The sequence below is a fragment of the Acidovorax sp. CF316 genome (assembly GCF_000276605.1).
GTDB lineage: Bacteria > Pseudomonadota > Gammaproteobacteria > Burkholderiales > Burkholderiaceae_C > Acidovorax.
Genome location: NZ_AKJX01000214.1, coordinates 1 through 18,797 on the forward strand (window position 1 = coordinate 1; position 18,797 = coordinate 18,797).

Below are 18,797 nucleotides of genomic sequence, written 5' to 3' on the forward strand. Positions count from 1 at the left end.
GGCTGGCCGCCGGTGCTGCCCGCGGCATGCGAGGGCGGGCAGACGGTCTCGCCCTCTCCCAGCGTGAGGAAGGCCTTGCCGCCCTTCTGGCGCGAGACCATGTTCTCCACCGAGGCCAGGAAACCGTAGCCGCCCGAGTTGGACATCAGCAGGCTGGCACTGGCCGGCCCCGCGAAGTAGTGCAGGAGCTGCGTGCCCGATTCAAGCTCGATCAACGTGGTCACGGGCTGGCCATCGCCGCGCGCGCCGGGCAGCACCGACACCGGCACCGAGTACACCCGCCCATTGCTGCCGAAGGCCAGCAGGGTGTCGACCGTACGGCACTCGAAGGTGCGGTAAAGGCCGTCGCCGGCCTTGAAGGCAAAGCTTGCGGCCTCGTGGCCGTGGCCGGTGCGCGCACGCACCCAGCCCTTTTGCGAGACCACCACGGTCACGGGCTCGTCCACCACCTTGACCTCGGCCACGGCCTTCTTCTCGGCCTGGATCAGCGTGCGGCGCGGGTCGGCGAAGGTCTTGGCATCGGCCTCGATCTCCTTGACCATCAGGCGGCGCAGCGAGCCGGGGTTGTTCAGGATGTCTTCCAGCTTGCTTTGGCTGTCGCGCAGTTCCTTGAGATCCTGCTCGATCTTGATGGCTTCGAGCCGCGCCAGCTGGCGCAGGCGCAGTTCCAGGATGTCCTCGGCCTGGCGATCGCTCAATGCAAAGCGGGCTATCAGCGCGGCCTTGGGATCGTCGGACTGGCGGATGATGGCGATCACTTCATCGATGTTGAGCAGCACGAGCTGCCGCCCTTCGAGGATGTGGATGCGGTCCAGCACCTTGCCCAGGCGGTGCTGCGATCGGCGGGTTATGGTGGTCTGGCGAAAGGAGATCCACTCCTCCAGCATCAGGCGCAGCGACTTCTGCACCGGCCGGCCGTCCAGGCCGACCATGGTCAGGTTGATCGGTGCCGAGGTTTCCAGGCTGGTGTGCGCCAGCAGCGCGGTGATCAGCTCCTGCTGCGGGGTCTTGCCGGTCTTGGGCTCGAACACCAGGCGCACCGGCGCATCCTTGCTCGACTCGTCGCGCACCACGTCCAGCACGGCCAGCATGCTGGCCTTGAGCTGGGTCTGGTCCTGGCTCAGCGCCTTCTTGCCGGCCTTGACCTTGGGGTTGGTGATCTCCTCGATCTCCTCGAGCACCTTCTGCGAGCTCACGCCCGGCGGCAGCTCGTTGACCACCAGCTGCCACTGGCCGCGCGCGAGTTCCTCGATCTTCCAGCGCGCGCGCACCTTGAGGCTGCCGCGGCCGGTGCGGTAGGCGTCGGCGATGTCGGACGCAGCGCTGATGATCTGCCCGCCACCGGGGTAGTCGGGGCCGGGCACCAGGGCCAGCAGGTCTTCCTGCGAGAGTGCAGGCGTCTTGATCAGCGCCACGCAGGCATCGGCGATCTCACGCAGGTTGTGGCTCGGGATCTCGGTGGCCAGGCCCACGGCGATGCCGCTGGCACCGTTGAGCAGCGCAAACGGCAGCCGCGCGGGCAACTGGCGCGGCTCGGAGGTAGAGCCGTCGTAGTTGGGCATGAAGTCGACCGTGCCCTCGTCGATCTCGTCGAGCAGCAGGCTGGTGATGCGCGACAGGCGCGCCTCGGTGTAGCGCATGGCCGCCGCGCCATCGCCGTCGCGGCTGCCGAAGTTGCCCTGGCCGTCGATCAGCGGGTAGCGCTGGGCAAAGTCCTGCGCCATGCGCACCAGTGCGTCGTAGGCCGACTGGTCGCCGTGCGGGTGGAAGCGGCCCAGCACGTCGCCCACCACACGGGCGCTCTTGACCGGCTTGGCCGCCGTGTTGCGCGTGGGGCCGCTGTAGCCCAGGCCCATGCGGTCCATGGAGTACAGGATGCGCCGCTGCACAGGCTTCAAGCCATCGCACACGTCGGGCAGGGCCCGGCCCTTCACGACCGAGAGCGCGTACTCCAGGTAGGCGCGCTGGGCGTAGCCGGCCAGGCCCAGGGAGTCGCCGCCGTCGTCGGAGGCCGGGAAATCGAGAGTGGGTTGGTCGCTCATTCGTTCTTGCTGGATTCAGGAGGTTCGGTCATTGCGGGCGTCTGCGCCACGCGGTTGGGCGGAAGGTTCCCCCGGTTCAGGGCACCGCCCTGCAGTTCCATGCGCACCCGGCCGGAGACGGCGCGCTGCGCCTTCACCGGAGCCGGGGGCTTGAGCTGCGTGTACAGCCCCATCACCGTGCGCACGTAGTTCTGCGTTTCCTTGTAGGCCGGGATCTGGTTGCCCGCACGCTGCACCGCACCCTCGCCCGCGTTGTAGGCAGCCAGTGCCAGGTCCAGGCGCTCGGGAAACAGGTCGAGCAGGTGGCGCAGGTAGCGGGTGCCGGTGGGCACGTTCACGGCTGGATCGGTGAGCTTCTTTTCCACCGAGCGCCTGGCGTCGGCGCTCACGCCGAAGCGGGCGGCCGTGGCCGGCATCACCTGCATCAGCCCCACTGCGCCCTTGGGCGACACAGCATCGGCATCGAAGCCCGACTCCGTGGCGATCAGCGCCTGCAGCAGCTCGTAGTCCACCTCGTGCTTGGCCGCCGCCGCGCGCAGGTGGTGCTTGACGCGCTTGTAGTCGGGCGCGATGTCGAAGAACGCCAGCAGCCGGGCCCCGGCGGGCGGCAGGGCATGGGGCAGGGTGGCCGCGCCAGCGGGCGCATCGCGCGTGGAGTCGAACTCGTTGCCCTTGAAGAACAGCTGGTAGTTGGCATCCACCTGCTCGGGTGCGAAGTGCGTCACGCCGCGCGGGTCGACATAGGCCCAGAGGTCGGCATGGGCGGCCGTCTGCACCAGGCCCAGCAGCAGGCCCGCGCACAGCAGTCGCAGCCGCTCAGATGTCGATCTCGACCGCATCACCATGCAGTTCCATCAGCTCGCGCCGCGAGGCCGCCTCGCCCTTGCCCATGAGCTTGGTGATCAGGTCCTCGGTCTGGGCGAAGTCCATGTCGCCCAGTTGCACGGGCAGCAGGCGGCGGGTGTCGGGGTTGAGCGTGGTTTCCCACAGCTGCTCGGCGTTCATCTCGCCCAGGCCCTTGAAGCGGCTGATCTGGCACTTTTCGCGCGCCACGCCGTCCTTGGCGCATTTGTCGAGGATGGCGGTGAGCTCGCCATCGTCCAGCGCATACATCTTGGCGGCCGGCTTCTTGCCGCGGGCCGGCACGTCCACGCGGAACAGCGGGGGGCGTGCCACGTAGATATGGCCGGTTTCGATGAGCTTGGGGAAGTGGCGGAAGAACAGCGTGAGCAGCAGCACCTGGATGTGCGAGCCGTCCACGTCGGCGTCCGAAAGGATGCAGACCTTGCCATAGCGCAGGCCCGACAGGTCGGGCGTGTCATTGGGGCCGTGCGGGTCCACGCCGATGGCCACCGAGATGTCGTGGATCTCGTTGTTGGCGAACAGGCGGTCGCGCTCCACCTCCCAGGTGTTGAGCACCTTGCCGCGCAGCGGCAGGATGGCCTGGCTTTCCTTGTCACGGCCCATCTTGGCACTGCCGCCGGCCGAGTCGCCCTCGACCAGGAAGACTTCGTTGTGGGCAATGTCCTTGCTTTCGCAGTCGGTGAGCTTGCCGGGCAGCACGGCCACGCCCGAGCCCTTGCGCTTTTCGACCTTCTGGCCGGCCTTCTGGCGCGTCTGCGCGGCCTTGATGGCCAGCTCGGCCAGCTTCTTGCCGTAGTCCACATGCTGGTTGAGCCAGAGTTCGAGCGCCGGGCGCACGAAGCCCGAGACCAGGCGCACCGCGTCGCGCGAGTTCAGCCGCTCCTTGATCTGGCCCTGGAACTGCGGGTCCAGCACCTTGGCCGAGAGCACGTAGCTGGCACGCGCGAACACGTCCTCGGGCAGCAGCTTGACGCCTTTGGGCAGCAGGCTGTGCAGCTCGATGAAGCTCTTGACGGCGTTGAACAGGCCGTCGCGCAGACCGCTTTCGTGCGTGCCGCCAGCGCTGGTGGGGATCAGGTTGACGTAGCTCTCGCGCATGGGCTGGCCGTCTTCGGTGAAGGCCACGCACCAGGAGGCGCCCTCGCCCTCGGCAAAACTCTCGTTGTTGCGGTCGGCAAAGCCTTCGCCCTCGAAGAGCGGGATCACCGGGTCGCCGCTGAGCGTCTGCATCAGGTAGTCGCGCAGTCCGCCTTTGTACTGCCAGGTCTGGGTGTCGCGCGTCTTCTCGTTGACCAGTGTCACCGACACGCCGGGCATGAGCACGGCCTTGCTGCGCAGCAGGTGGGTCAGCTCGCCCATGGGCAGCGCGCTCGACTCGAAATACTTGGCATCGGGCCAGGCGCGCACGGTCGTGCCCTGCTTGCGCTCGCCCGCTTCCAGCGCGCGGGTCACCAGGGGCTCGACCACGTCGCCGGCCGAGAACACCAGCCGCGCGACCTTGCCCTCGCGGTGGCTGCTCACTTCCAGGCGGGTGGCCAGGGCATTGGTCACGCTCACACCCACGCCGTGCAGGCCACCCGAGAAGCTGTAGGCACCGCCCTTGCCCTTGTCGAACTTGCCGCCCGCGTGCAGGCGGGTGAACACCAGCTCGATCACCGGGGCGTTCTCCTCGGGGTGCATGCCGAAGGGGATGCCGCGCCCGTCGTCCTCGATGCTGACCGAGCCGTCGGTGTGCAGCGTGACCTTGATCTTCTTGCCATGGCCGGCGAGCGCCTCGTCGGCGGCGTTGTCCAGCACCTCCTGGATGATGTGCAGGGGGTTGTCGGTGCGGGTGTACATGCCCGGGCGCTGCTTGACGGGCTCCAGGCCCTTGAGCACGCGGATCGAGCCTTCGGAATATTCGCTGGCGGAGACGGGAGACGGTTTGGCAGACATGCGGCGGATTGTAGTGCGACGCAGCAAAGACTGTATAAAAATACAGCCACATCACCCCCAACTGTACTGTTTGGTGGTGTGCGGGCAGATTGCGGCCAATCTGGCTACATTCTGCGCATGTCTATGCATCCTCCGAAACTGTCCATGTTCCAGGTGCTCGCGTGCGGCGCGGCCATCGTGACCCTGTCCATGGGTATCCGCCACGGCTTTGGCCTGTGGCTGCTGCCCATCACCCAGGAAATGGGCTGGACGCGCCAGTCCTTTGCCCTGGCCATCGCCATCCAGAACCTCTCCTGGGGCCTGATCGGCATCTTTGCCGGCATGGCGGCCGACCGCTTCGGCGCCTTCCGCGTGCTGCTGGCCGGCGCCGCCCTCTACGCCGCGGGCCTGGCGGGCATGGCCCTGTCGCCCACGCCGCTGCTGTTCGCGCTGACCACGGGCGTGCTGATCGGCGCCGCCCAAGCGGGCACCACCTATGCGGTGATCTACGGAGTGCTGGGCCGCCAAATCGCGCCCGAAAAGCGCTCCTGGGCCATGGGCGTGGCCGCGGCGGCCGGCTCCTTCGGCCAGTTCCTCATGGTGCCCATGGAGGGCTGGCTGATCGCCAGCTTCGGCTGGCAGCAGGCGCTGCTGACCCTGTCGCTGGCGGTGCTGCTCATCGCGCCCCTGGCCTTCGGCCTGCGCGAGCCGGGCTTCAAGGGCACGGCCCCGGTCAAGCGCGACCAGACCATTGCCCAGGCGCTGTTCGAGGCCTTCCGCTACCCCAGCTTCACGCTGCTGATGGCCGGCTACTTCGTCTGCGGTTTCCAGGTGGTGTTCATCGGCGTGCACATGCCCAGCTACCTCAAGGACCATGGCCTGTCGCCCCAGGTGGCGAGCTATGCGCTGGCGCTGATCGGCCTGTTCAACGTGTTCGGCACCTACATTGCAGGCACCCTGGGCCAGCGCCTGCAAAAACGCTTCATCCTGGCCTTCATCTACTTTGCGCGGGCCGTGGCCATCGCCATCTTCCTGGTGGTGCCACTGTCGCCGGCCTCGGTCTATGTCTTCTCGGCCGTGATGGGCACGCTGTGGCTGTCCACCATCCCGCCGACGAATGCCACGATTGCCCAGATCTTCGGCGTGCAGCATCTGTCCATGCTGGGCGGCTTCGTGTTCTTCAGCCACCAGATCGGCAGCTTCCTGGGGGTGTGGCTGGGCGGCTACCTGTACGATGCCACGGGCAGCTACGACATCGTCTGGTACATCTCCATCGCGCTGGGTATCTTCGCCGCGCTGGTGAACCTCCCCGTCAAGGAAAGCCCTATCCAGCGTGCGGCGCCCGTGCCGGCATGATCGCTGGCAACCCCTTTTTCCAGGCCTGACCATGCACTCCGCGCCCGACCACCCACCTGACCGCCCCCCGGCCCTGCCGCTGGTGTGGCGGGTGCTGGCCTGGGCGGCGGCCGTCCTGGCCTGCCTGGCGGTGTTCGGCCTGTACACCGTGCCCGAATTCATGGTGATGCTGGCCGACCAGTTGTGGAACTGCTTCTGATAGATAGCGCGCATGCACGGATCTGACACCCCCTCGGACTGGGTACGCCGCTGGTCGGCCCTGATCGCGCCCCAGAGCACCGTGCTCGACGTGGCCTGCGGTGTCGGCCGCCACCTGCGCTGGCTGCACAGCCTGGGCCATGCGGTGGTGGGGGTGGACCGATCCCCCGAGGCGGTGGCCGCAGGAGCCCCGCTCGGCGAAATGGTCTGCGCCGACATCGAAAACGGCCCCTGGCCCTTTGCCGGGCGACAGTTCGGCGCCGTGGTGGTCACCAACTACCTCTGGCGGCCGCTGTTTCCCACCCTGCTGGCCAGCCTGGCGCCGGGCGGCGTACTGGTCTACGAAACCTTTGCACACGGTAACGAAACGGTGGGCCGCCCAGCGCGGCCCGAATTCCTGCTGCAACCGGGCGAATTGCTGGCGGCCTGCAGCGGGCTGCGCACCGTGGCCTACGAGGACGGCTTCCTCGAAGAACCTGCGCGTTTCGTGCAGCGCATCACGGCCATCCGGGAACTTGCGCACGCCGGGGCACCCTCAAGACATCTGCTGGCCGGTCCGGCTAGTTAGAATGCTCTTTTATCCCGTTCACCACTGCGGACATGACATCTTCCTTAGTGCCACTCACTGGCAGCATCGTCGCCCTCGTCACCCCCTTGCATGAGGACGGTAGCGTCGACTATCCAGCGCTGCGCAAACTGATCGACTGGCACATCGCCGAAGGCACCGACTGCATCGGCGTCGTGGGCACCACGGGCGAATCCCCCACGGTGAACGTCGAGGAACACTGCGAGATCATCCGCGTGTCGGTGGAGCAGGCGGCCAAGCGCGTGCCCATCATGGCCGGCTGCGGCGCCAACTCCACGGCCGAGGCCATCGAGCTGGCCCGCTTCGCCAAGAAGGTCGGTGCCGACACGCAGCTGCAGGTCGTGCCCTACTACAACAAGCCCACGCAAGAGGGCCAGTACCAGCATTTCAAGGCCATCGCCGAGGCCGTGGGCGACCTGCCCACCATCCTGTACAACGTGCCCGGCCGCTCCGTGGCCGACATGCAGCACGACACCGTGCTGCGCCTGGCCCAGGTGCCCGGCATCATCGGCATCAAGGAAGCCACGGGCAACATCGAACGCGCGCAGTGGCTGATCCGCGAAGCCCCCAAGGGCTTCGGCATCTACTCGGGTGACGATCCGACCGCCGTGGCCCTGATGCTGTGCGGCGGCCATGGCAACGTGAGCGTGACCGCCAACGTGGCCCCGCGCCTGATGCATGAGCTGTGCGTGGCCGCTACCTCGGGCAATGTCCAGCGCGCCATGGAAATCCAGTTCCAGCTGATGCCCGTGCACAAGCAGCTCTTCGTCGAAGCCAACCCCATTCCCGTGAAGTGGGCCGTGGCCCGCATGGGCCTGTGCGGTGGCACACTGCGCCTGCCCATGACCCCGCTGAGCCCGGCCAATGAAGCGGTGGTCGAGGCGGCCCTGCGCTCCGCCAGCCTGATCTAACCCGGGCTGCGCCCGAACCCTGACACTCCAAGGAATTTCGCGTGAACGCTGTTACTACCCGAGCGGGCCTGCTGGCCCTTGCCCTGGCACTGTCCGCCTGCTCCGCCCTCGAAGGCGACAAGATCGACTACAAGAGCGCTGCCAAGGGCTCCACGCTGGAGGTGCCTCCGGACCTCACGCAGCTCTCGCGCGACTCCCGCTACAACGTGCCGGGCGGTGCCGTGTCGGCCGCAGCCCTGCAGGCCAGCCAGGCCGCCCAACCCTCGGGCACGGCCAATGCGGCCGCTGCGCAGCTGGGTGACGTGCGCATCCAGCGCGAAGGCAACAAGCGCTGGCTGGTGATAGACCGCCCCGCCGACAAGCTGTGGGAGCCCGTGCGCGACTTCTGGCTGGAGAACGGCTTCACGCTGGACCTGGACCAGGCCAACCTGGGCATCATGGAAACCGACTGGGCCGAGAACCGCGCCAAGCTGCCGCAGGACCTGATCCGCTCCACGCTGGGCAAGGTGATCGACTCGCTGTATTCCACGGGCGAACGTGACCGCTTCCGCACCCGCCTGGAGCGCAATGCCGCCGGCGGCACCGAGGTCTACATCACGCACCGCGGCATGGTTGAGGTCTACAGCAACACCACCAAGGACCAGACCGTCTGGCAGCCCCGCGCGGCCGACCCCGAGCTGGAGACCGAATTCCTGCGCCGCCTGATGGTCAGGCTGGGCGTGAGCCAGGAGCAGTCCAAGGCCGTCGTGGCCGCCGCCGCGCCGGTGGCCCAATCGGCGAACGTGACCACGGTGAACAACGTGCCCGTGGTGCAGATCAACGAAGGCTTCGACCGCGCCTGGCGCCGTGTCGGCGTGGCGCTGGACCGCACCGGCTTCACCGTGGAAGACCGCAACCGCAATGACGGCGTGTACTTCGTGCGCTACGTGGCCCCCAATGCCGACAAGAAGGAGGCCGGCTTCTTCGGCAAGCTGTTCAGCCGCTCGCCGGCCGCCGTGCCGCCGCTCAAGTACCGCATCGTGGTGCGCAGCCAGGGTGAGTCGACCACCGTGTCGGTGCTCAACGAAGGTGGTTCGCCCGAATCCTCGGCCAACGCCGAGCGCATCGTGCGCGTGATCGCGGACGAGCTCAAGTAAGCCCCACCGAGACCTGATCCCCCTTGTTGCGCCTGGACGCCACCCCACGGGGTGGGGCCCAGGCGCAATGCATTTGAGACCATGCTGCGTTTGAAGAACCTCGCCAGCGGCAGCGCCGGCAATGCGACGGTGGTGGAGGCCAGCGACGGCCTGCACACGCGCCGCCTGCTGGTCGACTGCGGCATCGGCCCGCGCCAGCTCGAGACCCGCCTGGCGGCAGCCGGCCTGCAGATCGCGCAGATCGACGGCCTGTTCATCACCCATGAGCACTCGGACCACATCGGCTGCGCGCACCTGCTGGCCCTGCGCCACCGCATCCCGGTGTGGATGAGCCAGGGCACGCACATGGCCATCGGTGCGCCGGATTTCGATGGCTTGCTGCAGGTGGCGCAGGACATGCAGGGGATCGAACTCGGCCCCCTGTCGTTTCGGCCGTTCACGGTGCCGCACGATGCGCGCGAACCCCTGCAGCTGCGCTGCACCGACGGCGCCCACGACCTGGCCCTGCTCACCGACCTGGGCCATGCCACGCCCCATGTGCTGCAACAGGTGGCGGGCTGCCACGCCCTGTTCATCGAGGCCAACCACTGCCCGGACCTGCTGGCCGCCTCGGCCTACCCGGCCTTCCTCAAGCGCCGCGTGGGGGGCGCCTACGGCCACCTGGCCAACCAGGCCACGGCCGCCATCGTGCAGGCGGTGCGGCACGATGGCCTCAAATGGGTGGTGGCGGCCCACCTGAGCGCACGCAACAACACGCCCGAGCTGGCCCGCCAGGCACTGGCGGGCGCGCTGCAATGGGCGCCAGAGCTGATCGCCGTGGCCGACCAGGCCCATGGGACAGGCTGGCTGACGGTGGGCGAGCAACCCGCTCCCAGCGGCCCCCTGTCGCCACCACCCCTGCCCACATCGCTCTTCTGAGCACTGTCCGCCTGGCCGAGTGCCCTGCGGGCGGGCGAAAAAAAACCCGCGCTCTGTCGAGGGCGGGCTTCCGAACCACAGGCCGGCGCCGGGGCGCGGCCAGGGTTCAGGCGTGCTTAGTTCGAAGCAGCGCTGGCAGCAGCAGTAGCGGCCGTGGCGGCAGCGTTGGCAGCAGCGGCTGCGTCCGAAGCGGCAGGAGCTGCGTCGGAAGCGGCAGGTGCTGGAGCTGGCTCGGAAGCGGCTGGAGCAGGGGCAACCACGGGTGCGGGTGCTGGTGCAGGAGCGGGTTCTTCCTTCTTGCCGCAAGCAGCGAGGGCAGCAGCAGCGATCAGGGCGGCCAGAACGAGAGAGTTCTTCATTGGATTTTTCCTAGTTGGACAGACAGAATCTTGAAAAGCCACAGCGCCCGGCTCCTGAAAAGCCCTTGCGCATTGGCACAGTGCACTTGAGTAGCACCATTTCGGCGCAGCCGCCGATTATATTGGCATTTAGTCAATACTGACTAACACCGATGCAAGGTTTACCATGCCTTCACATGGTGCAAGGCCTGGAAACACCAAGTCGGGTGCTTGTCCTACAAACCCAGGGTGGAGGCCGGGAAGCCCGGTGCACTTTTTCCGTGCAGCCAGTCGTTGAGCGTTTCACGCACCAGCACTCGCCGATCGGGCTCCGTGCCCGTGACGCCCACACAGCGCTCAGGGTCCAGCCGGTGCATCACCCATTGCGGCGACCATAACACACTGGGAATGTCGAGCGGATCGGCCGATCCGGCGCGCCGGCAGGTGATGATGTGGTCCCAGGTGCCACGCCAGCGCACAAAGCGCGCGTGGCGGCGGATCACGTCGTCGTAGGAGCCGGCCAGCATGGTGAAGCGCCGGCCCGTCTTCGCCCAGGCCTGCAGCGATTCGGCCACCGCACGCTCGCCCAGCGGCCAGTCGTGGAAATTCGCGTCGCTGACCACGATTTCTCCCCAGCCCTCGCGCGCCGCCGTGGCCAGCGCATCGCGCACCAGTTGAATGAAGGTCTCGCGGCTGGCAAACCGGCCCGAAGGCAGCTCGCTTGGCAAAACGACAGACGGTGGGGTGCTCGAATCCTGCGTCACGGTCAATCCTCCTGCGGTTCCTCGGTATCGGAATGGGCCCATCCTGCATCGCACCAGGACGATATCAGTTCCAGCGCATCGTCGCTGGCGCGCGCCAGCTCCCGCTCGGACAGGCGCCGCTGGTCGGCCAGGCGCCGCATCAGCGTGGCGTCGCGGCCGGCGGCACGGTAGCTTTCGCCGTTGATGAACACATGCTGCGCGTCATACATCATGCGGGTGCGGCGGTCCAGCACCACGCCCTCGATCATGGCGCCGGATTCGTCGGGGTCGAACCAGACATTGGGCTTGGGCTCGGTCAGGTACTCGCCCAGCGCGCGCTCCAGCGCCAGAGGCTCGGCCAGGGCCTTCGCCAGCGCCTCGCGCGCAAAGTCCTGCAGGCTGGCCGGGATGGCCGCGGGCTGCTCCACGGCCTCCTGGCGGGGGTCGCGGTAAAGCACCGGCACGTCGCCTTCCTCCCCCTCATCGGTCAGGCGCACGAGCAGTTCGTTGGCGAGTTCGGCCCGCGCCGGCGCGCGAAAACCGATGGAGTAGGTCATGCACTCGCCCTCGGCCACGCCATCGTGCGCATAGCGCGGCGGCAGGTAGAGCATGTCGCCCGGCTCGAGCACGAACTCCTCTTCGGGCTCGAACTCGGCCAGCACCTTGAGGGGGATGCCCTCCTTGAGTGCGAGGTCCTTCTGGCGGCCGATGCGCCAGCGCCGCCGGCCCTGGGCCTGCAGCAGGAACACGTCGTAGCTGTCGAAGTGCGGGCCCACGCCGCCGCCGTCACTGGCGTAGCTGATCATGAGGTCGTCCAGGCGCGCCTCGGGCACGAAGCGGAACTGCTGCATCAGCGCGTGCACGCCGCCATCGTGCAGGTCCACGCCCTGCACCAGCAGCGTCCAGTCGGGCTGCTTGAGCGAGGGCAGCGCGCGGCGCGTGAACGGCCCCTGGCGCAGCTTCCAGGCGCCCCGCAGCTGCTGCACCAGGCGCGACTCCACCCCCTCCTGCCCGGCCAGGTCGAACAGCGCGGCACGCTGCACCGGCGCCTCGAAGCCCGGTATCGCCTGGCGCACCAGGAGAGGCTTCTTGTGCCAGTGGCGGCGCATGAACTGGGCAGGGGTGAGTCCGCCCAGAAGGGTCAGGGGTTGGTGGGCGTCCATGGGTACTGTGCGGCCCTTTGCAGGGCGGTTGGTCAAACTGCGACAATTCTCCTATGGAAATTACCGAACAATGCGTGGTCGCTTTGACCTGGATCCTCAAGGACACCCTTGGCGAGGAACTCGACGTGCTCGACGAGCCGGTGGAGTTCCTGGTGGGGGGCGATGACCTCCTGCCCCGTATCGAGGAGGCCCTGCAGGGCCACAGTGCCGGGGCCTCGGTGGCGCTGCACCTGGAACCCGAGGATGCCTTTGGCGACTTCAACGACCAATTGCTGTTCCTGGAGCCCCGCTCGCTGTTCCCCCCGGAAATCGAGGAAGGCATGACCTTCGACGGCGCAGCCCTGCCCGAGGGTGTGAACCCCGACGCGCCGCGCGACGTTCTGTACACGGTGGCCGAAATTTACCCGGAGCATGTGGTGCTGGACGGCAACCACCCGCTGGCCGGCATTGCGCTGCGCCTGCAGCTGCAGGTGCAGTCGGTGCGTGAGGCGACCGAGGACGAGATTGGCCAGGGCAGCGCGGGCACGGGCTTCTTCCGCGTCCAGCCGCAGGCCCCCGGAAACGACCTGCTGCACTGATCACCCCCCAAAGAAAACGGGCCCTCCGAAGGGCCCGTTTTGCATGGAAAAAGGCTTAGATGCGCTGGATCTGGCCGTCGTAGACGCGCACGCGGTCGCCGATGCGCAGATCACCTGGCGAGGGCACGTCATAGGCACGGTAGCCGCCCTGGTCCAGCTGGATCGAGACGCGGTAGCCGATGTACTCGCCGCTGTTGTTGTGGCGTTCCACGGCGTTGCCGGCCACGGCACCGCCCAGCACACCCACGGCCGTGGCGGCCACGCGGCCTGTGCCACCACCCACGGCGTTGCCTAGCACACCGCCGACCACGGCACCGATCACGGCACCGGCACCCGAGGTGCGGCCCGAGCCCTGGGTCTGCGTCGTCTCGATATTGGCCACGCGGCCGAATTCGGTCGGAACCGGGTTGGACGACGAGTAGACGGGCGCCGCTGTACGGTAGCCGCCGCCAGCGTAGTACTCCTCGGAGCGCGGTGGGGCACCGCAGGCGGCAAGGCTCCCGATGAGGATGAGGGAGCCGGTCAGCGTGGCGATACGGGTCTTGGTCATGGCAGATCTCCTGGAATGAATCTCGCCAGGCAGATCGCTGCGGGTCCGCAGCGTTCACCGCCAGGCAATGGAGAGATTGAAGCACCGGGGAGTTACCCGCCACGCCATCCGGCAGCGGATGGGCGCGTCAGGCCGCGCACCCCGGTGGCGTCAGTCCTCACCTACAGGATAGGAACGCCACGCGGGCGCCCGTAAGCGTTTGTGCCGCAGATTACAAATCAGCCCTTGCCGGTGGAGCCATAGCCCCCTTCGCCGCGTTCGGACGCGGGAAATTCCGTGACCACATTGAACTGCGCCTGCACCACGGGCACGATGACCAGTTGCGCCAGCCGCTCCATGGGCTCGAGTGTGAAGGCCGTGCTGCTGCGGTTCCAGGCGCTCACCATGAGCTGGCCCTGGTAATCGCTGTCGATCAGGCCCACCAGGTTGCCCAGCACGATGCCGTGCTTGTGCCCCAGGCCCGAGCGCGGCAGGATCAGCGCGGCGTAGCCGGGGTCCTTGAGGTAGATGGAAATGCCCGTGGGCACCAGCTGCCAGGCATTGGGTTCGAGGGTCAGCGGCGCGTCCAGGCAGGCCCTGAGGTCGAGCCCCGCACTGCCGGGCGTGGCGTAGGCGGGCAATTGGTCCGCCATGCGCGGGTCGAGAATCTTGACGTCAATCTTCACTTCTTGTTTCCTGTCTTGCGCTGCTGGGCCCCTTGCCGCTGGCGCTCCTTCACAGCCGCAGGCGGCACCACCACGGTGCCCGCCGACGCGGCATTGATCACAATCCCCATGAACCACCACAGGCCGGCCATCACTGCCAAGACGAACCAGGAGCCCTGCCCCGCCATCAGCAGCGTGAGCGCATGCACCGCGGCGATCACGGCCAGCAGGGTGCGGGCAATGCGCACCATGCCGACGAAAGGCGCCACCACCTTCAGCAGATCGGGCGGCAGGGCCACCGCCAGCGGCACCGGGCTGGCGCTGCCTGCTCCCTGGCGGGCCGCGGCCTGCGCGGACCCGGGGGCCACGCCACCGGACTGCGTCACCTGCGCGGAATGGGCCGCCTGTGCACGCCCCGACTGCAGCGCCTGCGCAGCGCTCAGGCGCTCCACATAGCTGGCAAAGTCGCCATTGGGCGGGGTGTCCCATTCGGGCTTGATCGAGTGCATCGTCATAAGGCCTCCCCGCAGGGGTCAAGGAAATGGGCTGAAAACCGTCAACCGCGCGGCGCGGGCAGCCGCGCCGCCACCTCGGCCACCAGACCCTGCGCCAGGGAGCGCTTGGAAGCCAGGGGCAGTTCGCGGTGGCCATGTTCGTCCACCAGCAGCAAGGCATTGTCGTCCTGGCCGAAGGTGGCGGGCCCGATATTGCCCACCAGCAGCGGGATTTTCTTGCGCAGGCGCTTGGCCGTGGCATGGGCCAGCAGGTCGTGGCTTTCCGCCGCAAAGCCCACGCAGTAGAGCTCGCCCGACAGCGCCTGGGGCAACTGGGCCACGGTAGCCAGGATGTCGGGGTTCTCGACGAAGGCCAGGGTAGGGGTCTGGCCCGAGCCATCCTTCTTGATCTTTTCACAGGCCTGCGTGGCCGGGCGCCAGTCAGCCACGGCCGCCGTGGCAACGAAGACGGACGAGGTGGGCGCCAGCGCCATCACCGCCGCCAGCATCTGCTGGGCCGACTGCACGTTGACGCGCTGTACGCCACGTGGCGTGGGCAGGTGCACGGGCCCGGCCACCACGGTCACCTCGGCACCGGCCTCGCGGGCGGCGCGGGCAATGGCAAAGCCCATCTTGCCGCTCGACAGGTTGGTGATGCCGCGCACCGGGTCGATGGCCTCGAAGGTCGGCCCGGCCGTGATCAGCACCTTGCGCCCGGCCAGTGGCTTGGGCGCGAAGAAGGCGATCAGCTCGTCGAGCAGTTCCAGAGGTTCGAGCATGCGGCCGTCGCCGGTCTCGCCGCAGGCCTGGTCGCCATTGCCCACGCCGAGCACACGGGCGCCGTCCTTCGCGACCTGTGCCAGGTTGCGCTGGGTCGCGGGGTGGGCCCACATCTCGCGGTTCATGGCCGGGGCCAGCAGCAGCGGCACAGTGTCCATGGGGCGGGCCAGGCACAGCAGGCTCAGCAGCTCGTCGGAGCGGCCCTGCACCAGCCGCGCGATGAAATCGGCGCTGCAGGGCGCAATCAGGATGGCGTCGGCCTCGCGGCTGAGGTTGATGTGGGGCATGTTGTTGGGCTCGCGCGCATCCCACTGCGAGCCGTAGACCGGCCGCCCCGACAGGGCCTGCATGGTCACCGGCGTGATGAACTGCGCGGCCGCCTCGGTCATCACCACCTGCACGGTGGCGCCCTCCTTGATGAGCTGGCGGCACAGGTCGGCCGCCTTGTAGCAGGCCACGCCCCCGCTCAGTCCCAGAACAATGTGTTTGCCAGCAAGCTCATTCATGGGCGCGAATTTAGCAGACGGGGCCGCAAGCGCCTGCGGGCAGCCCGATGGCACTGCAGCGGGCCCCGTGAAAAGACCATGGACGGGGCCCAGGCCGGGCGGGCATCTATAATCCCAATTTCCCACCACCAAAAAAGACATGACCAAATTTGTCTTCGTCACCGGCGGTGTGGTGTCTTCCCTGGGCAAGGGAATCGCCTCAGCCTCCCTTGCCGCGATCCTCGAATCGCGGGGCCTCAAAGTCACCCTCATCAAGCTCGACCCGTACATCAACGTGGACCCGGGCACCATGTCACCGTTCCAGCATGGCGAAGTGTTCGTCACGGACGATGGCGCCGAAACCGATCTCGACCTGGGTCACTATGAGCGTTTCATCGAAACGCGCATGAAAAAGACCAACAACTTCACCACCGGCCGCATCTACCAGAGCGTGCTGGAGAAGGAACGCAGGGGCGATTACCTGGGCAAGACGGTGCAGGTGATCCCGCACGTCACCAACGAAATCCAGGAATACATCAAGCGCGGCGCCGGTGTCGGCACCGACGATGCGGTGGACGTGGCGATCGTGGAAGTCGGCGGCACCGTGGGCGACATCGAGTCCCTGCCCTTCCTCGAAGCCGTGCGCCAGCTGAGCCTCAAGCTCGGCCCGAACAACGCCGCCTTCGTGCACCTGACCTATGTGCCGTGGATCGCCGCGGCCGGCGAGCTCAAGACCAAGCCCACCCAGCACACCGTGCAGGAACTGCGCAAGATCGGTATCCAGCCCGACGCGCTGCTGTGCCGGGCCGACCGCCGCATGCCGGAGGACGAACGCGCCAAGATCTCGCTGTTCACCAACGTGCCCGAATGGGGCGTGATCAGCATGTGGGACGTGGACACCATCTACAAGGTGCCGCGCATGCTGCACGAGCAGGGCCTCGATGGCCTGATCTGCGACAAGCTGCGCCTGAACACCCCGCCCACGAGCCTCAAGCGCTGGGACCAGCTGGTCTACGAAACCGAGCACCCGCAGGGCGAGGTGACCATCGCCATGGTCGGCAAGTACGTGGACTTGTCGGACAGCTACAAGTCGGTGAACGAGGCGCTGCGCCACGCCGGCATGAAGAACCATGTGCGCGTGAAGATCGAGCACGTGGACTCCGAGACCATCAACGCCGGCGATGCGGCCGAGAAGCTCGCCAAGTACGACGCCATCCTGGTGCCCGGCGGCTTCGGCGCGCGCGGCGTGGAAGGCAAGATCAGCACCGCGCGCTTTGCCCGCGAGCAGCACGTGCCCTACCTGGGCATCTGCCTGGGGATGCAGGTCGCCACCATCGAGTACGCGCGCCACGTGGCCGGCCTCAAGAATGCCAACAGCACCGAATTCGAGCCCGCTACGCCCCACCCCGTGATCGCCCTGATCACCGAGTGGAAGGACGCCGACGGCACCATCAAGCAGCGCGACGAGAACTCCGACCTGGGCGGCACCATGCGCCTGGGCGCGCAGAGTTCGGACGTCTCGGCCGGCACCCTGGCGCACGAGATCTACGGCAACATCGTGACCGAGCGCCACCGCCACCGCTACGAAGCCAACGTGAACTACCTGGACCAGCTGCGCAAGGCGGGCCTGGTGATCTCGGCACTGACGCAGCGCGAGCAGCTCACCGAGATCGTCGAGCTGCCCAAGAGCGTGCACCCCTGGTTCATCGGCGTGCAGTTCCACCCCGAGTTCAAGTCCACGCCCTGGAACGGCCACCCGCTGTTCAACGCCTTCATCAAGGCGGCGGTGGAACACCAGAAGGGCCTGCAACAGCAGCCCGCCAAGGCGGCCTGACCCCCGGCGCCAGCAACCCTCAAAAAGAAGAGACCCTGCCATGAAACTCTGCGGCTTCGACGTCGGCCTGGAACACCGCTTCTTCCTCATCGCAGGCCCCTGCGTGATCGAGTCCGAGCAACTGCAGATGGACGTGGCCGGGCAGCTCAAGGAGATCACGGGCGCCCTGGGCATCCCGTTCATCTTCAAGAGCAGCTTCGACAAGGCCAACCGATCCTCGGGCACGAGCTTTCGCGGCCCGGGGCGCGAGAAGGGCCTCGAAATCCTGGCCAAGATCCGCAAGGACCTGGGTGTGCCGGTGCTCACCGACGTGCACACCGAGGACGACATCACCGAGGCCGCCAAGGTGGTCGACGTGCTGCAGACACCCGCCTTCCTGTGCCGCCAGACCGACTTCATCCGCGCCGTGGCGCAGTCGGGCAAGCCGGTGAACATCAAGAAGGGCCAGTTCCTCGCGCCCCACGACATGAAGAACGTGATCGACAAGGCCCGCGCTGCCGCCCGTGACGCCGGCCTGCCCGAGGACAGCTTCATGGCCTGCGAGCGCGGTGCGAGCTTCGGCTACAACAACCTGGTCTCGGACATGCGCAGCCTGTCCATCATGCGCGAGACGAATGCCCCGGTGGTGTTCGATGCCACGCACTCGGTGCAGCTGCCCGGCGGCAACGGCACCAGCAGCGGCGGCCAGCGCGAGATGGTGCCGGTGCTGGCGCGTGCGGCCGTGGCCGTGGGCGTGGCCGGCCTGTTCATGGAAACCCACCCGGACCCGGCCAATGCGCTGTCCGACGGCCCCAACGCCGTGCCGCTCAAGCACATGAAGGCGCTGCTGGAGACGCTGGTGGCCCTGGACGGCATCACCAAGAAGAACGGATTCCTCGAAAACAACTTTGGAGCCTGAGACATGAGCAGTGGTTACGTCATCGCATCCGTCACCGTCACCAACCCCACGCAGTACGAGGAGTACCGCAAGTGGAGCACCATCGCCATGCAGGCCCATGGTGCCGAGGTGTGCGTGCGCGGCGGCAAGGTCGAGGTGCTGGAAGGCGACTGGAACCCCGGCCGCACCGTGATCCTCAAGTTTCCGAGCTTCGAGGCGGCCCGCGCCTTCTACGACACCCCTGAGTACCAGAAGGCCAAGGCCGCGCGCGAAGGCGCTGCGATCATGCGCATGGTCTGCGTGGAAGGCGTCTGAGAAGGTGCGAACGAACCCGCCATGCCCGCTCATGCCGCCAAAACACGCGCGCTCGTCGTTGCAAATGCTCG

At 67.4% G+C, this 18,797-nt stretch carries 20 protein-coding genes; 10 read left to right on the forward strand and 10 right to left on the reverse strand.

From position 1 onward, the window contains the following. The 3 genes from parC to PMI14_RS26330 form a co-directional block, all read right to left on the reverse strand. On the reverse strand, positions 1–2,042 hold a 2,042-nt coding region (gene parC, locus PMI14_RS26320; protein ID WP_007859196.1), incomplete at its 3' end, for a DNA topoisomerase IV subunit A. Next, positions 2,039–2,887: a lytic transglycosylase domain-containing protein gene (locus tag PMI14_RS26325; protein ID WP_007859198.1), complete on the reverse strand. Its 849-nt coding sequence runs from the start codon at positions 2,885–2,887 to the stop codon at positions 2,039–2,041. The genes PMI14_RS26325 and parC, both read right to left, overlap by 4 nt. Beyond that, entirely contained in the window at positions 2,859–4,841 is a 1,983-nt protein-coding gene (locus PMI14_RS26330; protein WP_007859200.1) for a DNA topoisomerase IV subunit B, read from the reverse strand. The genes PMI14_RS26325 and PMI14_RS26330 overlap by 29 nt, the downstream gene beginning before the upstream one ends. A gap of 117 nt (positions 4,842–4,958) precedes the next feature. Between PMI14_RS26330 and PMI14_RS26335 the strand changes: the two genes are divergently transcribed. The 6 genes from PMI14_RS26335 (at position 4,959) to PMI14_RS26355 (ending at position 9,925) form a co-directional block, all read left to right on the forward strand. Then, the gene (locus tag PMI14_RS26335) at positions 4,959–6,176 is read left to right on the forward strand and encodes an MFS transporter (protein WP_035205847.1); all 1,218 of its coding nucleotides are present in this window, start codon (positions 4,959–4,961) and stop codon (positions 6,174–6,176) included. Between the two features lie 31 nt (positions 6,177–6,207). Then, entirely contained in the window at positions 6,208–6,375 is a 168-nt protein-coding gene (locus PMI14_RS35360; RefSeq protein ID WP_007859204.1) for a hypothetical protein, read from the forward strand. A 12-nt stretch (positions 6,376–6,387) separates the two neighbouring features. Next, positions 6,388–6,942 (forward strand): bifunctional 2-polyprenyl-6-hydroxyphenol methylase/3-demethylubiquinol 3-O-methyltransferase UbiG, encoded by a 555-nt coding sequence (locus tag PMI14_RS26340; RefSeq protein ID WP_007859206.1) that lies wholly within the window; start codon positions 6,388–6,390, stop codon positions 6,940–6,942. 32 nt (positions 6,943–6,974) lie between these two features. Continuing rightward, positions 6,975–7,871: a 4-hydroxy-tetrahydrodipicolinate synthase gene (gene dapA, locus PMI14_RS26345; protein ID WP_007859208.1), complete on the forward strand. Its 897-nt coding sequence runs from the start codon at positions 6,975–6,977 to the stop codon at positions 7,869–7,871. A gap of 41 nt (positions 7,872–7,912) precedes the next feature. Beyond that, positions 7,913–9,007, forward strand: coding sequence for an outer membrane protein assembly factor BamC (bamC, locus tag PMI14_RS26350; RefSeq protein ID WP_007859210.1), 1,095 nt, complete (start codon positions 7,913–7,915; stop codon positions 9,005–9,007). A gap of 81 nt (positions 9,008–9,088) precedes the next feature. Continuing rightward, positions 9,089–9,925, forward strand: coding sequence for an MBL fold metallo-hydrolase (locus tag PMI14_RS26355; protein WP_007859211.1), 837 nt, complete (start codon positions 9,089–9,091; stop codon positions 9,923–9,925). Positions 9,926–10,041: 116 nt separating this feature from the next. Here the strand turns inward: PMI14_RS26355 and PMI14_RS34410 are convergent, their stop codons facing one another. The 3 genes from PMI14_RS34410 to PMI14_RS26365 all read right to left on the reverse strand — a co-directional run bounded on the left by PMI14_RS34410 (position 10,042) and on the right by PMI14_RS26365 (position 12,169). Then, positions 10,042–10,284: a hypothetical protein gene (locus tag PMI14_RS34410; protein WP_081497403.1), complete on the reverse strand. Its 243-nt coding sequence runs from the start codon at positions 10,282–10,284 to the stop codon at positions 10,042–10,044. A gap of 215 nt (positions 10,285–10,499) precedes the next feature. Then, positions 10,500–11,027 (reverse strand): hypothetical protein, encoded by a 528-nt coding sequence (locus PMI14_RS26360; RefSeq protein ID WP_007859213.1) that lies wholly within the window; start codon positions 11,025–11,027, stop codon positions 10,500–10,502. A 2-nt stretch (positions 11,028–11,029) separates the two neighbouring features. Next, the gene (locus tag PMI14_RS26365; protein ID WP_007859215.1) at positions 11,030–12,169 is read right to left on the reverse strand and encodes a cupin domain-containing protein; all 1,140 of its coding nucleotides are present in this window, start codon (positions 12,167–12,169) and stop codon (positions 11,030–11,032) included. Positions 12,170–12,222: 53 nt separating this feature from the next. Between PMI14_RS26365 and PMI14_RS26370 the strand changes: the two genes are divergently transcribed. Then, positions 12,223–12,747, forward strand: coding sequence for a peptidylprolyl isomerase (locus tag PMI14_RS26370; protein ID WP_007859216.1), 525 nt, complete (start codon positions 12,223–12,225; stop codon positions 12,745–12,747). Positions 12,748–12,802: 55 nt separating this feature from the next. On the opposite strand, the gene PMI14_RS26375 is transcribed toward PMI14_RS26370, so the two are convergent. The 4 genes from PMI14_RS26375 to coaBC form a co-directional block, all read right to left on the reverse strand. Beyond that, on the reverse strand, positions 12,803–13,297 hold the full coding sequence (locus tag PMI14_RS26375) for a glycine zipper 2TM domain-containing protein (protein WP_007859218.1): 495 nt from the start codon (positions 13,295–13,297) through the stop codon (positions 12,803–12,805). A gap of 218 nt (positions 13,298–13,515) precedes the next feature. Further along, entirely contained in the window at positions 13,516–13,962 is a 447-nt protein-coding gene (dut, locus tag PMI14_RS26380) for a dUTP diphosphatase (RefSeq protein ID WP_007859220.1), read from the reverse strand. Further along, on the reverse strand, positions 13,959–14,456 hold the full coding sequence (locus PMI14_RS26385; protein WP_007859223.1) for a hypothetical protein: 498 nt from the start codon (positions 14,454–14,456) through the stop codon (positions 13,959–13,961). The genes dut and PMI14_RS26385 overlap by 4 nt, the downstream gene beginning before the upstream one ends. Before the next feature lie 41 nt (positions 14,457–14,497). Then, positions 14,498–15,721, reverse strand: coding sequence for a bifunctional phosphopantothenoylcysteine decarboxylase/phosphopantothenate--cysteine ligase CoaBC (coaBC, locus tag PMI14_RS26390; RefSeq protein WP_035205853.1), 1,224 nt, complete (start codon positions 15,719–15,721; stop codon positions 14,498–14,500). A gap of 139 nt (positions 15,722–15,860) precedes the next feature. Here coaBC and PMI14_RS26395 point away from each other — a divergent pair, with 139 nt between their 5' ends. From PMI14_RS26395 to PMI14_RS26405, 3 genes are read left to right on the forward strand one after another with little or no spacing between them, the layout of a single operon-like run. Continuing rightward, entirely contained in the window at positions 15,861–17,534 is a 1,674-nt protein-coding gene (locus PMI14_RS26395; RefSeq protein WP_007859226.1) for a CTP synthase, read from the forward strand. 40 nt (positions 17,535–17,574) lie between these two features. Then, positions 17,575–18,432, forward strand: a complete 858-nt coding sequence (gene kdsA, locus PMI14_RS26400) for a 3-deoxy-8-phosphooctulonate synthase (RefSeq protein ID WP_007859227.1) — start codon at positions 17,575–17,577, stop codon at positions 18,430–18,432. Between the two features lie 3 nt (positions 18,433–18,435). Next, a complete protein-coding gene (locus tag PMI14_RS26405; RefSeq protein ID WP_007859228.1) occupies positions 18,436–18,726 on the forward strand; it encodes a DUF1330 domain-containing protein in 291 nt (96 codons plus the stop codon). The last annotated feature ends 71 nt before the right edge of the window (positions 18,727–18,797 follow it).